This is a genomic window from Arthrobacter globiformis, from assembly GCF_030815865.1.
GTDB classification, from domain to species: domain Bacteria; phylum Actinomycetota; class Actinomycetes; order Actinomycetales; family Micrococcaceae; genus Arthrobacter; species Arthrobacter globiformis_B.
Genome location: NZ_JAUSXI010000001.1, coordinates 2,288,266 through 2,302,311, shown reverse-complemented (window position 1 = coordinate 2,302,311; position 14,046 = coordinate 2,288,266). Strand labels below are relative to the sequence as shown.

Genomic DNA, 14,046 nt, shown 5'->3' with positions numbered 1-14,046 from the left:
ATCCGCTCGGGGACAGCCGGCCAGTAGTGGGGTTCAGCCCTCACATTCGACGCAGTAGGCATGGCCGTCCTTCTCGCGCGCCTTCTGCGAACGGTGGCGGACCAGGAAGCAGGACCAGCACGTGATCTCATCGTCAGCCTGCGGGATGACCTGAACGACGAGCTCTTCGGCAATGAACTCGCCACCAGGGGTCAGGCCGTCGAGGGTGTCAGCCTCGTCGAGCTCCTGAACCACGGACTTGGCGTCCGGGGCTTTCGCAGTCTTCAGGGCCTCCAGCGAGCTTTCCTGGGACTCCTTGACGTCGGTGCGCAGTTCATCGTAATCGGTTGACACGGAGGTGCATCTCTTTTCTGTTGAGGGGGTTACCGGTCCTGCAACATACAGGACATCGGAAGAATTCCCCTAAAAGCGCGGCGCTGTTATCTCAATGCGGCTGCCGCTTCGGTCGAGGAGCCCGAGCCGTTCCTCGACCGCCATCAGATGCCTTTGGAATGAGGATGTGCCGGACCGTTGCCGATGAAAGCTCCGACGCCCCTGCGCCGCGTAGAATCGTCCGACGATCGAAGAGTTGGGGGACGGATGATCTTTGCGAAGAAGCACACGTGCGAAATGTGTGGGCGGGCGACAGCGGCCCATGACAGGGATGTCCGTTTCCGCCTCCCGGATCCGGTCCTGCACAGCCCCGAGCAGCACCGTGTCGAAGACAGCTGGCTGAGCGACCCGGACCCCAACAAGGCCACGCTCATGCAGATCCCCAACATCAGCCCGTTTGTCCGGGCATTGCTTCCTGTCAGGCTCGAAGGCGGCCACGAATTCCGCTACGGCGTCTGGATCGCCATCCACCCTGATGACTTACAGCACGCCTGTCGGGTCTGGAATGCGCCCGAGTACAGCGACCTGAAGCTCACCGGCTACCTGGCCAACAGGATTGAGCCCTGGGGGCTCTTCGCTGTCCCGGTGAACCTGGCGGTGCTGGATCCGGACCACACACCCTATTGCGTGAGCAGCCCCGACGAGGACCTGAACGACGTGCTCACCAAAGAATGGCCGCATGACATTCTCGCCTCGCTGCCATGAAATCCCCCGTTTAGTACCATCCGAGCCGAACTTCGCTCCCGAGACTCAGGCCAGCTCAGGCAAGGTATTTCTCCAGTGGTCCCTCCAATTGCCGTAGAGCTCGTCCGCCAGCGCCTCCATCGAGCGTTTCGCTAGTCCGACATGCCGTTGGTCGCGGGTGGCAGTACTTTGTCCTGAGCGGCGGACGGCTGGCTTCCTATCGTCCACTCCACGTGATTTCGCCGCCGTGGCGCTTCGGGTGTGCCTGGGTCGTGGTTCGTACAGCTTCAACAGATCCAGAAGGGCGCCCACGTAATTGAAATCATTGCGGTCGTGCCGGAGCTTTGTGAGGTCCAGGCGGCGGCGTTCGGCCCGATAAGCCGCCGCCATCCTGCGCAGTCCCGGGTAACCGCTGTACTGCAATTCTTCGATGGCTACGATCCAGTCGGTCAGCATCTCCAGGCGGTCCATCTCCTGGTTCTCTGAACTGCCCGCTGCATCGTACACGTGAGCAAGCCCGCGCCATATATCAATGAGGACGCTGCGGGCATCTCCGTCCGGAAACCTGGCGTACGAATCCTGCGCCAACTCCAGAATCTCGTGAACCAGGGAAGCCGGAAGGGCATCGGCTACCAGATGACCCGACTCCAGGTAGTTCTGGACTTCACCGGCCACCTTGCCGAAGGACCAGATCCAAGTTGTCGCGACCGTGGATGCACCCCCGTTGAGGTTAGCGCTCCTGAGGAAACGCTGGTGGGCCCACTGAACGCAGGACTGTGAGAGCTGGTCTTTCATGATTCTTCCTTTCTGGAAATGTCGGCAATGGATGCAGGCTTCTCGCCGGTAGTTGGGCCTAAAAAGAAAGAAGGCCCAGTCCCTCCCATGTCTCGCGGACAGATCCTGTAGCCATCAGTCGCAGGACGAACGGATCTATCTCGGAGAGCTTCTCGAGCCGTTTCTGTGCCGTTTTGATTTTCGGCTCGATTCTGGCCTCCTGATCAATCAGCAAATCAAACCTGAGATTCTGGGCTGCCTCATCGCGCACCTTTTCCAGGTACTCCTGGTACTTCCCAATCTCGGCCAAAAGTGCCTGGCGCTCGTCGTCAGTGCCCTTGCCACGTTCTCCGAGCATGGCAAGGAAGTCGGGCCGCTCGAGTCGGGCCAACAATAGTTCGGTAACGACGGCGTCCAAGTGCGAATCACGCATTGCGACGTGGAAACCCGTCTTCCCGGGCACTCCGGTGCAGATGTACGTGTTGTAGAACGGGTACGGCAACTCGTTGCCATGCTCGGCAACCGGCCTTGGCAATGGTTCCCCGGTGACCTTGTCCTTGCGCCGTCCAGCGTTCTGCTTGCCGATTCGCATCGGAGCCGCGCATACGCCGCATGTAGCGATACCGGTGAGCAGGTGTCTGGCGGGCCAGTCGTTCGTCCGCCTGCGCTCCGGAGGGCTCATCACGATCTGAAGTTTCTGCCAGGTGTCCAGCTCAATGAGGGGCGGCCAGATAGCGTCACCGATGATCTCCCCTTGGTGCTGACGTTTGGCTGCATAGGCCGGCATGGTCAGCATCTGTTTGATGGCCGGGGGCGTCCAGCCGAGGCCTTCCCGGTGGGGTTTCATGGTCCCACGGCGTGGCGGGATGCCGCGTTCGTTAAAACTCTTGGCGATGGCGTAGGAGGTCTCACCGGCAAGGATGCGCCGTGCTGCCTCTGCACAACCGGAGCCTCTTCCTCATGGGGCTCGACCCGGATCAAGGCGCCCCGTTTCAGCATCCTTAATTCTCCGGTAGCCGTAGATCTTCTTACCGTGCGGCCGGCCCTTCTCGGCATTGGAGCGCATGTCGCGTTGCAGGCGTTTACTTGTTTTCGCACTCTCTCATATTCGGAGTCAACGGCATCTTCCAGCAGAGTTCGGCGATCACGGGCGTTGGCCGGGTCATAGAGCCGTCCGTGCGTCGTCACCCAGATGCGGATGCCACGTTCCTCACACAGTTCGATAAGGTCAACCCACTCCCCTGTCCGGCCGCGACCCGCGGCTGGACTCCCACAAACCAGGGCACCGGCACCGAAGGCGTCTTCTTCAAGATCGCTCATAAGCCTGGCAAAGCCCTCACGTGCCTGATTGGAATACCGGCTAGCGCTACGGTCGTTAGCGCGGTAGGCCCACAGTCTTCATGACCGCTTCCAGTTCCTCACTGAGCACTCCTGTATCGCCGGTGACCATGCCGGGAAGCAGGCCGCGGGCATCAGCGGCAAGCCAGGCGGAAGGCGCGGCAACCGCTACCTAAGGCGGTCGGCGCCTGCGGCCAGTTCTGCGCTGCTGCCAGCACGGCGTCTGCACGCCGTTCCGTGGCCGATCTACCGAAGCCGATGTCTTCATCGCAGCGGTCCTCAGAGACCCGAACTCGGTCGAATTCTGCCTGGGCTACTAGTCGGGCTCTGCTTGCTAGCCAATCACACCTCTGGCATCCAAGGCCCTGACCGTGAGCGCGCCTCACGGCCGAGTCATGTTGCAAGGCGGATGAACACTGATGAACCAACGTGAGCCGGAAAGCTTGCGCCGAATGTAAGGCGCCGTTCGAGGCGATGCGCAGTTCGCAGCGCTTCTGTTCCACTCGCTGTGCCAACAGGCAGCGAGACCGTCGCCGGCGGCAACGCGTCGCGGGGTCAGCAGCGACTCCATCTGGTGAGCCCAGAAGCGAGTGCGTGATAGCGGCGAAGGGACCGCGAGCGCGCCAGGCCGGAACGGACGCCGCACTGGCAGCGGTCCGAGCCCGCGACAGTCGACTGTTGGATTCACTCCGCGCCCAACTCCGACTTCATGCTGTAAACATCGACGACCTCAAAGCCGAGAACGCCGAGCGGCAATCGACCGTAAAGAAGCTTCGCGTCGACCTCGCACGGCTCCAGATAACACAGACGTGCGATGCCCAGGACTTGGTCCACTTGGCCGGCAGGTTACTGGCACTCAGTCGAGTCGCCGGCGTCGAGCTTGATCCCAGCACGAAGGAGCTATTCCGCCGCAGGGGATGGAGCAACTCACGCCGGGGACAGCAGCCATGACCATGTCCATCGCCCGCCTTTCGGCGCAGTCCGGGCTGAAGTACCTGTTCAAGACCACCATGATGGACGATCAACTGATCACCCCCGCCGACACCACCTCGTACTACATGAAGTCCGGGACGCCCCAAGGCAGATGGATCGGCTCCGGCCTACAGGGCATCAACCGTTCAGCAGGAGCCATCGTCAGTGAAACGGATGCCAAGGCCCTCTTCGATCATGCCACCCACCCCGATCACGGAACTCCCTTGGGCCGTCCATACGGCCAACCGACGGTCGTCCAGAACAACCATGGACAAGCCGAAACACGTCATGCCGTCGTCGGATTCGACATGACCTTCAGCGTCCCCAAATCGGTGTCCGTTCTGTGGGCCCTGAGTCCGCGCGCGCTTCAAAACGAAATCCTCCAGTGCCACCACAGCGCCGTCACTGCCACCCTGCAATGGCTCGAAGCATCGGTTATCCACACGAGAGCCGGACGTAACGGCGTCGCCCACATTGGCACTCGCGGAGCATTGGCCGCGGCCTTCGACCACTGGGAATCTCGGGCCGGGGATCCGCAACTGCACACCCACCTCGTCATGGCCAACCGTGTCCAGCGCATCACGGACGGTGCGTGGGTCACGCTGGACTCACGGACGCTGTACAAAGCAGCAGTGGCGGCCAGCGAGCACTACAACGGTCTCCTCTTCGACGCCCTTCACCGGCACCTCGGTACCGATGCAGAATTCCGCACGCCAGCCGCGCAAACGCGCAACTCCAGCCAGCAACTCACGGGCGTGGACGATGTGCTGATCCGCGAATTCTCCAACCGTTCCCGCCTCATCGATCTCGAAACAGACCGGCTCGTGGCTGGATGGACCGCTGGGCATGGCGCTCCCCCGTCCGCGACAACCATCATCAAGCTTCGGCAGCAGGCCACCCTTTCAACTCGCACGGCCAAGTCCGAATCAGTCACACCGTTGCACCAGCTCTCAGCTCAGTGGCGAAGTCGTGCAATAGCCAAGGGCTTCGAGCCAGAGCAGGTGCTCGCTGCAACCGTACGGCGCTCTCACAGGACCCCGTTCCGAGCCTCTGGCTTCGCCCCGTCCTGGATCGACGCCGTCGGGTCACTGGCACGGGAGCGCGTGGCCACGAAACGCTCCACCTGGAACCGGTGGAACCTCCTCGCAGAAGCCGAACGTGTCTGCGCCGAGATCCGCTGCCAGACAGCCGAGGACCGCAGCATCATGATCGACGCCGTGGCCACCGCAGCGGAAAGCCAGTCGGTTCCGCTCAACGAGCGCCGCTACACGGCGCCAGTCGAGGCGCAAGCCGATCTCCGCTTCAACAATCAGTGCGTCTTCGACTTCCACGGCACCCGCCTCTACACGGATGTGGGAACTCTCTCGAATGAGGATGCCGTCATGGAAGCGAGGAACGACGACGGCGGCCCGGCCGTAAGCGCGACGGTCACCATGGATTCACTCTCCAGCTACAAGCACCGCGGACAGCTTGAACTGCACGCTGATCAGCGTGCAGCTGCGGCCAACGTTCTGCTCAGCGGCAACCGACTCGACGCGATCGTGGGTCCTGCCGGAACTGGCAAGACCACAACCCTCGCTGCGGTCAGGGCAGCCTGGGAAGGGGCCTTCGGGCCTGGCACAGTGGTTGGGCTGGCCCCGGCCGCTGCCAGTGCGGAGGTACTAGGACGCGAGCTCGCGATGACCACCGAGAACGTCGCCAAGTGGCTTTATGAGTCCGTCGGCCAAGGAGCCGGCTATAGGGCTGCAAAGTATTTCGATGTGGAGCAACGCCTCGCCAAGAATGCGGGGCGCCATGGCTCTCAGGCTATCCGGCTGGTACAGCAGGCCTCGTGGCTTACTGCTGAGCAGGACAGGTGGCGCTTCCATGAAAATCAGCTGGTCGTCGTCGACGAAGCCTCCATGGTGTCCACAATTCAACTGGCAGCGCTCGTACACCAGGCGCGGGACGCCGGGGCGAAGGTGCTGCTGGTGGGTGACCCGGGGCAATTGGATGCCATTGACGCAGGCGGCGTCCTCGGCTGGCTGGACCGGCAAGGCAAGACGGCAAGGCTTAGCACGATCTGGCGGTTCGAGCAGGCCTGGGAGCAAGACGCATCACTGATGCTCCGTTCGGGTGACTACTCCGCCGTCGCCGAGTACCACTCTCATGGGCGACTAAAACATGGCACGTACATGGACATGGTCGATCAGGCTTATTCCAGCTGGCAGGCAGACACCAAAGCGGGCAAGGCCTCCATCCTCATCGCAGCCGAGAATGACACGGTGTCCATGCTCAACCAGCGAGCCCAGGCCGACCGGGTGATCCGGGGTCAGGTAGACGCGGAACAAGCGGTTCCGGTCCGCGACGGATCACGAGCTGGCCGCGGTGACACCGTCATCGCACGCCGGAATGACCGGGCGATATTGGACAGCGGCGGAGACTTCATCCGGAACGGAACCATGCTCGACGTCGTCCGTACAGACAAGCGCGACGGCTCACTCACCGCCGTTCGCCGGGACACCGGCGCAGCTGTCTCCTTGAAACGCGACTACGTCGAGAACTCACTCGAGCTGGGGTACGCGACAACTGCCCACCGGTCGCAGGGGCTCACCGTGGATACCGGCCACACCGTAGTCACGCAGGGTCGTCTCACACGGGAACTGCTCTATGTGAGCATGACCCGCGGACGCGCTGGGAATCACGCCTATGTGAGCGAGAACGACCCCGTAGATGACGAACCCCTGGATCCGGCTCTGCAGCCCTCCTGGCAGCAGATCCTAGCCGAGGTCCTAGCTGCCGAAGGAGCAGAACGGACGGCGCACGAAGTCCGCGACTCAGAGAAGAAGAAAGCAGACAGCTTGGAGCGCCTCAGTTCTGAGTACGACTATCTGGCACAAATCGCAGCCGCCGAGGACTTGGTGGCATTCCTCGAGCGGCACTCCCCCGGGCTGGCGGCTCAACTGCAGGACTCACGTGCTTGGGGCGCTACCGTTACTGTCTGGCGCCGCTCTGTTCACGTCAGTCGTTCAAGCACCGAGCGCATCGTGGCAAGTGCCCTCAGCACCATTGGATCCGCCAAAGACGTGGCTGCTGTCATGCACTCCCGGCTCCGGTCATTCGTGTCCGGGATGCCGATTATTGAAAATGATCCATTGAGGCCGCTCTACTCCCCCCGGCGCGACCTGACCAACCTGATCCAACAGGTGCAGTCACGGATTCAAAGGCGGACGGATCACGTCATCAGAGAGGCGATGATGTGCGACACCGAATGGAAGCGGAACCTTCTACAGTGCCTGGGGCCCGACGTGGACCCCGCGGCCGCGCATGAAGTCGTGTGCAGGGTCGCCATTCACCGGGACCGGTGGGGATTCGGCGATTCGTTGCTCGCGCTGGGACCTGTTCCGGCGAGCTTTGAGTGGGAGCAACAGGAGCAGCGTGCATGCCTAAGCCGCGCCATCGGTCAAGTCGGTCACCCACCAACCACTCAGCGTCAGGACCCGGCATGGGCCGATGCACCCGTCAATTTGGAGGACCGCCTTATCAATGTCGGATGGCAACTCTAGACTGGGCGCGAAGGTAACCCATGAATGAGAACCCAGTCCTGAAGCCGAAGCTTGCGACCCCCGCGCTGGTCCTGGTCAGTGTAACCACAATGATCTGCGTCGTTTGTCTTCTAATAGCTGCTCAAGCAAACTGGGCGCCGGTATGGGTATCAATGGCCTTGGGAATTGCATTCCTGTTCGCCACAGTCTGTGTTGGCGCAGTGTGGCTAGCCCGGGGACGCCGGCTCTATTCTTGGATGGCGGACGCCAGGGAGCAGTGGGAGTACTTCGATGAGGCGAAGGGCATGAACGGCACGACGGCGGAGGTGACCGTCGTGAGCGTTGATGGCCTTGAACCCACGGGCTCGTGGATCACCATCAAGTGGCAGCGCTTTGACCATATTCAGGCAGCCTGGCTCGAGGCGCTGCCTGAACCAATCTGGCCCGGCACTGTGCTACTTATTGCACCGGATCCTGCTCAAGTCATGCCCGGCGTACCGTGGCCCACCAACTACTACATCCAAGCCTCCCATTGCCTTGCCTGGGCCCCGCGGCGGCTAGCTCGGTAGAGGGATTGGCTTGTGCCGGCTGTGGTGGCCCGTTCCTGTGGGAGTACGAAAACCGGAAGCTTTACCCGGACTTCTGGAAGGACGCACGGAGTTTCACGGCGGATCACATCGAGTCTGTGAACACTGGCGGGCGTATGGCCCCGGGTGTTGCGGGGCTACGTGGGATGCATAGGGCTTGTAACTCGTCCCGCGGCGACGGGCCACGGGAGCAGAAGCCCAAGCCCTCTAATGGCCCGTTGCGGACAAGCAGGGAGTGGTAGAACGCAAGATAGCCCCTGCCAGTCTTGCGACCAGCAGGGGTCATCTTGTGCCTCACAATTCAGGCGTGGTGAAAGTCCTCACCCTAGCCCCTGCAGTCCTCATCGAACGTAAAATTTCCATCCGAATCCGAATGGAATATGAAGGCAAAATTGGGCGCGGATCCCTTGCTGATGACCAGGATTCGATCAGTGAACGAGAAGCTATTCTGGTTAGAGCGGTCCGTTCTGTTCCAATTGATGACGTACTCATTGCCCTGGTCACCTACACCTTGGGCATGAAGGTTGAAGCGGAAGAGAAACGTCCCGTCCTTCTGCACCTTGATCACGATGTGCATCGTCCCCTCTGCTTGGACGATTTCGCCATTGCAGGTGTTTAAAGAACCGACGAAAGCTACGAAGCGTTCGGAGTCGGCGGGGGCAGCGGTGGCTGTGCCGGCGGGGGCCAGGAACGCCAGGAGGAGAGCTAAGGGAGTTAGGAAGCGGATGACTGTGCGCATAATGATCCCAACCCCCTAGCCGCGGCACTCGACTTCGAAGGTGGGGATTCCATCGCCGTCGAAGCGGCTTATGATCACCTGATTGGGTGCAGACCCCTTACTGATGGCCAAGAAGCGCTCTTGGAACGAGAAGTCACTGGGCGACGGCACGAACCGGCTCTTGCCGACCCAGTTCATGACGTACTCATTGCCCTGGTTGCCGGCGCCCGTGGCATTAATGTTGAAGTGTGCGATAAATCCCCCGTCCTTCTGCGGTTTGAAAACGGTGTGGAAGATCCCGTCCCCGGCGACGAATTCACCGTTGCAGGTGTTGAACTGAAAGACGAAAGTTTCGGTGCGTTCGGTTTGTGCAGGGGCAGCGGTCGCGCCGCCGGCGGGAAGAAGCATCGCCAGGAGGAGAGCTAAGGGTGCTAACAAGCGAATGATGGGACGCATGGATGACCTCTCTGTCATCTAGGAAGGAGCCCGTGTCTAGGAATTGTCCGAAAGCGGGCTATAGATAAAAGTGTGTGCCCGCGGATGCGCAGGCGCTGACGGGGAAGTTAGATGCCCGTCATAGTTCACAGGTCGCCGGATGCAATAAGTTCATCCGCGGGATAAACAGTTAGTCCTCAATTCTTGGGGAATCCTTGGGGCTGCACCCCCCAGTTTGGGGGGTCGTTTTTCGTGTCCTGTTGGGGGATAAATTGGAACTGTTGAAAGAACCTTCGCTGTGGGCATGGTCGCCCGACCATGCCGCTCCTCTTTTTCACCGATCGTCGGCCAGGAAAGGCTGCGAGACGCCTCACGAGGTAGGGGGCGCTTTGTCTTACCCCGACTCTAGGGTCCAGGGCATGATGAAAGTAGACGTTGGCGCACTGGATAGGCTGCTGACCCGGCTGGGCATAGGGCGGCGATATATTGGGGCCATGCCCACGTTCACCCTTGCCGGCGTCCAGTATGACTACGTGCAAGCCGTCCCCGACGAGGACCACGGCGAATACCAGTCGTGGGAGTACGGGCACTGGCCCAGGGTAGAAGTGTCGTTAGCCCTTGCCGGCGGCGGAACCGTGGCGGTGCACGCCGAGGCTTCACGCTGGACGGGGCAGCACATCCATGTGCGGTGGCTGGATGACAGTGGAGCTTTCACGGTGCTTGGGTGCCCACTGCGAACGTGCGGCGACTGACTGCCTCAGAGTGGGACATCATCGAATACCATCAGTGCCCGCCCGAGCTGCGTTCTGTCCGCTGGCGGAAGCGCCTACCAGGATTCTTGCCCGAGTAGCGGTAGCCCGCTCCGTCCCCCATGAGTCAGAGCGGACCACCCACCGCCGCATCACTCCCCCAATCGGGCCACCGAAGCGACGGTAAAGGGAGCATATTGGACGCAAGTTAACGGCGTGTAACTCGCCAGCACCCTTATCAAGTTGAGTGACTAATTGAGAGCTGGGTAGCGTGTTTGGTCGGCAACCTCCGCATGTCCCCCATGTGCGGAGGTTGCTTTATGCAGAGCCCCGCGTCGCCTCATGGCACATCTTGCGCCGGTCCGCGGAACGAGGACTACTTCCACGCAGCCTGGCTGCGGATTGCGAAGTGCCGCCAGAATTCCGCTCACTCCAATGGTGGAAGCGTCTGTGTGGATTCCTGCCGGATTAATTTCTTCGTATTTCTATTCCCTTGATGCTGGTGCATCGGATAGGTTGTAGTTCCTGCCCCCGCCTTCAAGCGTTGATGGCAGTCGGTGCTTTCCATAAGTGCGTGCAGTGCACGCGCATCCATTACTTACGAATCCCTTTTAGGGATGTTTCCGAGATGACAGAGAGGTCATCATCATGCGTTTAATAGTTCGTATTCTCGCGCCCATTTTTCTCGTTCTAGGCTTGATCGGCCCTGCCGGCGCAGCTACGGCTGCCCCCGCTCAAACTGAACGCAACTTCACATTTGCCTTTGATTTCAACACCTGCAACGGAGAAGCCATCGAAGGGCAGGGCTTTGTGCACGTTGTTAGCAAGGAGCAAGCCGACGGCTCGTTCTTAAACCGCATCACGCTGCACGCCAAGGGAGTTGGCAGCGAGGGCAATGAGTACGTGATGAATTGGACGCAAGTGCAGCGCTTCTTCACCGATCATGTCGAGTTCACAGCGCACACCAGGGCGATCAGTAAGGGATCTGCGCCCAACCAGGACCTTCACGCCACCGTCAATACGGCCACGAATGTATTTACTTTCGACCCCGTCTGCCACGGCTAATGTCTTAGCCGTTGGGTGTCAATAGGAAACCCCGCCGGCTAATCCTGCCGGCGGGGCTTCCTCCGCGTTCAGGTAGTGGACTCCGAAGGGCGGAGGTTTTTTACTGACGCGGTTGTAGTTGTTGTGAGACCCACGATTTCCCCCATTGAAACTTGTTCTTGAACTGTATTGTGCGAAACTCCCCAGCAGAGGCCTTTGATGCTGAATCTAGCGGTTAGTGCTGTCATTCACGGGTAGTACAACGGTGATGCTCTCAGGGTGCCATTGCTGACGGCTACCGTCCGGTAGCGTAACCCAAATGCCGTGATTCGTGATGCGCCAAACCTTCGCAACAGACCCGTCAGTCTTCCCGAACATGCCAGTGAACTTCACGCGCTTGCCAACGAACTTAACCTTCATATCCTCAACGCTCATTGTTTTTCCTCCCGCTCTAGGAGTACTAACACTGAACCACGGGCATCATGATTGCGATTTCCTCTTGCCCGGTGGGCACCATTAGTAGCCCACGTTCGGCCCTATCCCGGACGTCTTGGCCTATATCCGTAAGACTGCTCGGGCCGCCTGTTCTAAGAATCAAGCTGGTTCCTGCCAAAACTAGCGTGGGAAGGCCCTCGTGTCATGGCGCCGAAACGCTCACGACCTTGTCAAACCGTTGACGGACGGATCGAAGCCCGGGAACGCTGCAGTCCCCAGGGCCGCTTGCCCGGCTCGCCGGAAGGCGATCCCGTCAGGGTTATGGGCGGTCCCCGCAGCTGTAAGTTGCCATTCGAGCCTAGCGCTCTATCGTCGGCGCACGGACGGCCTGAGTCTGGAGGCCATCGGTGGACCGAGTGTGGAAGAAATCATTTGGGGTCGCGGCGGGAGCCGGGGAAAGCATCTCCGGCGCTCCGTCGGCGATGATGCGGTCAAACAAAGTGGAAAAGAGGACCGAGATCACTTAGAACGGACTACTTGCAACGGCTCCCTTAAATGATGAATCGGAAGACAGCCAAGCTTGCCTTCCGATTCATCCGTCTAGTCAGGCCACGACCCCCGCAACCCAATCCACCAGCAGCCCCTAAAAGCTGATCTGATTCCCCGGCGCTTGGCCTCTAGGGGGCAAGAACACCGGGCCCTTAAGCGAGACGTTATACGCCGGCACCTCAGGCTCCGCCGGGGCCGGCTCGCGACCGACTTGAACCTGAGGAGCCGGAGCCGCAACGGCAGCATGCGATGACCGCTGGTAGGCCGCAGCGCCGAAGCGCAAATCCGGTCCAATGGTGTCTGCCACAATACGGCGGGCCTCGCGGCGTTCCCCGTCTTTCTCGTAGGAGCGGAATTCCAGCTCACCTGCCACAGTGACCGGGTCACCTTTCTTCAGCGAGGTCGCTGCGTTCTCTGCCAGCGCTCGGAACGCCGACACATTGTGGAAGACGGGTTCACCGTCCTGCCAAGTGCCGTCCGCGCCCTGGATTCGCTGGTTGACGGCGACGCGCAGCTTGGCGTGCGCCACGCCGCTTTCGCCTACGCTCAATTCAGGGTCGGCAACGAGGTTGCCGGCAATGTTAATCGGGATCCTGGTACTCATTTCCTTGTCCTTCCACGAGCCGGTGGGACTTTCCCGCCGGACAGATAGATGCCGTCGAACTCAAGGGCCTGCCATCACCGGCCCGTCCGACGTCGTGGGTCCTCCCAACCCGACGTATGTCGCCGTCGGACTCAGCCGAGGATCCGCGTCGACAGCGGTGATCTTGCCGCCAAATCCCGGAGGAATCGTGATTTCGAGAATTCCTTTGCTGGCAGCGGTGACTCGCCCCAGTACCGACTTCGCGATGTCCACACGTGACGCTGGCAGCCTGCGAGATCCTTCTTGGGCCATCGCATCGTGCTCCGCATCGAGGACGGCGTCAGCCCAACCGGCCAGATAGGACGCAGATTGGGGGCCGCGGTCTATCCCGTGGGCCTTGAGCACCGTGTAGGCCACGGATTCAGCCTCTACCTCAGCCAGTCCGCGGTGGTCGGCGCTGCTGCCATAGAGCCTCCCCAGCTCGTCATCAGGTCCGTGAAGAAGCACATGTCCGAGCTCGTGTGCGAGCACCGCTGTTCGCTCTTCAGGGCTGAGCCACGCGCCAACCTGGACCCGGTGTTCGGCGAAATCTGTAAAGCCGCTGGTCAGCCCGTACTGCGCCGCCGTGACATCAACCTTGAAGCCATGGCTGTTCGCTACAGCTTCAAGCGAGCTCCACAGCTCGGGAGCGTTGGCTACCGAGTCGGCACCGCCGCGTGGCACAAGCAGTGGAGTTCCCTGTGTCTGGGAGACGTCGAATACCGCCTGACCGCGCCAGCCGGTGATAACAGTCTTCTTGCCATCGTCGACGGCGCCGTGTGGCAGCTGCCCGCCCGCGGGGATGCGTTGCCGGGTCCCGTCAGGAAGCGCCACTTGCTGGACTCGGGCCGTGCGCGGAGCGATAACCCAGAGTGCGTGTTCACCCCGAGACACAGTACGACCGTGGCGGGCCCATTCCTTGTATCCAGCGACCAGGGTCGGTGCCTCAGTGCCGCGTTGGGCCATCTGCAACATGAGCAAGGCGACATTGCCGCCCGAGTACCGCCATAGCGTTGATGACGCGTCAAGCAGTACTTGCCAGTGCGAGGGAGAATCCACTGCCTTATCAAGGATCTTGTGGAGACCGTCGGTCAACACGGAGATGCGCTCTTCCGGTGTCATGCGCGCACTGGATTCATTGGTGTTCGAGGGCGCATCTGCCGCCAAGTCGTTCCACGCGTCGTCAGATTTGGGGGCCACGACAGCCGCCTTCCGTGCTTCTTGGGTTCCGCCGGGGCGATCC

11 protein-coding genes and 1 pseudogene are annotated in these 14,046 nt (G+C 60.9%); 5 read left to right on the top strand and 7 right to left on the bottom strand.

Annotated features, from left to right (window positions below; all coding sequences use genetic code 11):
- Positions 1-33: 33 nt before the first annotated feature.
- Positions 34-333 (bottom strand): DUF4193 domain-containing protein, encoded by a 300-nt coding sequence (locus tag QFZ33_RS10500; RefSeq protein WP_307027193.1) that lies wholly within the window; start codon positions 331-333, stop codon positions 34-36.
- A 246-nt stretch (positions 334-579) separates the two neighbouring features.
- On the opposite strand from QFZ33_RS10500, the gene QFZ33_RS10495 reads away from it, so the two are divergent.
- Positions 580-1,077, top strand: coding sequence for a DUF2199 domain-containing protein (locus QFZ33_RS10495; RefSeq protein ID WP_307027191.1), 498 nt, complete (start codon positions 580-582; stop codon positions 1,075-1,077).
- Positions 1,078-1,122: 45 nt separating this feature from the next.
- Here QFZ33_RS10495 and QFZ33_RS10490 read toward each other — a convergent pair whose 3' ends face one another.
- Positions 1,123-1,851, bottom strand: a complete 729-nt coding sequence (locus tag QFZ33_RS10490) for a hypothetical protein (protein ID WP_307027188.1) — start codon at positions 1,849-1,851, stop codon at positions 1,123-1,125.
- Positions 1,852-1,909: 58 nt separating this feature from the next.
- Positions 1,910-2,755 (bottom strand): annotated as a pseudogene (locus tag QFZ33_RS10485) (recombinase family protein); the annotation flags it as partial.
- 1,360 nt (positions 2,756-4,115) lie between these two features.
- On the opposite strand from QFZ33_RS10485, the gene mobF reads away from it, so the two are divergent.
- Both mobF and QFZ33_RS10475 read left to right on the top strand, forming a co-directional pair.
- Positions 4,116-7,685 carry a MobF family relaxase gene (gene mobF / locus QFZ33_RS10480; RefSeq protein ID WP_307027186.1) on the top strand — a complete coding sequence of 1,190 codons (3,570 nt, stop codon included), beginning with the start codon at positions 4,116-4,118 and terminating at the stop codon, positions 7,683-7,685.
- A 20-nt stretch (positions 7,686-7,705) separates the two neighbouring features.
- Entirely contained in the window at positions 7,706-8,233 is a 528-nt protein-coding gene (locus QFZ33_RS10475) for a hypothetical protein (protein WP_307027182.1), read from the top strand.
- A 343-nt stretch (positions 8,234-8,576) separates the two neighbouring features.
- On the opposite strand, the gene QFZ33_RS10470 is transcribed toward QFZ33_RS10475, so the two are convergent.
- Entirely contained in the window at positions 8,577-8,990 is a 414-nt protein-coding gene (locus tag QFZ33_RS10470) for a hypothetical protein (RefSeq protein WP_307027180.1), read from the bottom strand.
- Between the two features lie 15 nt (positions 8,991-9,005).
- On the bottom strand, positions 9,006-9,425 hold the full coding sequence (locus tag QFZ33_RS10465) for a hypothetical protein (RefSeq protein ID WP_307027178.1): 420 nt from the start codon (positions 9,423-9,425) through the stop codon (positions 9,006-9,008).
- Between the two features lie 398 nt (positions 9,426-9,823).
- Between QFZ33_RS10465 and QFZ33_RS10460 the strand changes: the two genes are divergently transcribed.
- The gene (locus QFZ33_RS10460; RefSeq protein ID WP_307027177.1) at positions 9,824-10,156 is read left to right on the top strand and encodes a hypothetical protein; all 333 of its coding nucleotides are present in this window, start codon (positions 9,824-9,826) and stop codon (positions 10,154-10,156) included.
- Between the two features lie 645 nt (positions 10,157-10,801).
- Positions 10,802-11,218: a hypothetical protein gene (locus QFZ33_RS10455; RefSeq protein ID WP_307027175.1), complete on the top strand. Its 417-nt coding sequence runs from the start codon at positions 10,802-10,804 to the stop codon at positions 11,216-11,218.
- Positions 11,219-12,275: 1,057 nt separating this feature from the next.
- On the opposite strand, the gene QFZ33_RS10450 is transcribed toward QFZ33_RS10455, so the two are convergent.
- Both QFZ33_RS10450 and QFZ33_RS10445 read right to left on the bottom strand, forming a co-directional pair.
- Positions 12,276-12,785, bottom strand: a complete 510-nt coding sequence (locus QFZ33_RS10450; protein ID WP_307027173.1) for a single-stranded DNA-binding protein — start codon at positions 12,783-12,785, stop codon at positions 12,276-12,278.
- A 60-nt stretch (positions 12,786-12,845) separates the two neighbouring features.
- Positions 12,846-14,003: an ArdC-like ssDNA-binding domain-containing protein gene (locus QFZ33_RS10445; protein ID WP_307027170.1), complete on the bottom strand. Its 1,158-nt coding sequence runs from the start codon at positions 14,001-14,003 to the stop codon at positions 12,846-12,848.
- Positions 14,004-14,046 lie beyond the last annotated feature (43 nt).

What these genes read in the sequence shown, in the direction of transcription:
- QFZ33_RS10475 (WP_307027182.1), top strand. Translation starts at nt 7,706, where the DNA reads ATGAATGAGAACCCAGTCCTGAAGCCGAAGCTTGCGACCCCCGCGCTG.
- QFZ33_RS10465 (WP_307027178.1), bottom strand. Translation starts at nt 9,425, where the DNA reads ATGCGTCCCATCATTCGCTTGTTAGCACCCTTAGCTCTCCTCCTGGCG.
- QFZ33_RS10455 (WP_307027175.1), top strand. Translation starts at nt 10,802, where the DNA reads ATGCGTTTAATAGTTCGTATTCTCGCGCCCATTTTTCTCGTTCTAGGC.
- QFZ33_RS10470 (WP_307027180.1), bottom strand. Translation starts at nt 8,990, where the DNA reads ATGCGCACAGTCATCCGCTTCCTAACTCCCTTAGCTCTCCTCCTGGCG.
- QFZ33_RS10490 (WP_307027188.1), bottom strand. Translation starts at nt 1,851, where the DNA reads ATGAAAGACCAGCTCTCACAGTCCTGCGTTCAGTGGGCCCACCAGCGT.
- QFZ33_RS10450 (WP_307027173.1), bottom strand. Translation starts at nt 12,785, where the DNA reads ATGAGTACCAGGATCCCGATTAACATTGCCGGCAACCTCGTTGCCGAC.
- QFZ33_RS10460 (WP_307027177.1), top strand. Translation starts at nt 9,824, where the DNA reads ATGATGAAAGTAGACGTTGGCGCACTGGATAGGCTGCTGACCCGGCTG.
- QFZ33_RS10495 (WP_307027191.1), top strand. Translation starts at nt 580, where the DNA reads ATGATCTTTGCGAAGAAGCACACGTGCGAAATGTGTGGGCGGGCGACA.
- mobF (WP_307027186.1), top strand. Translation starts at nt 4,116, where the DNA reads ATGACCATGTCCATCGCCCGCCTTTCGGCGCAGTCCGGGCTGAAGTAC.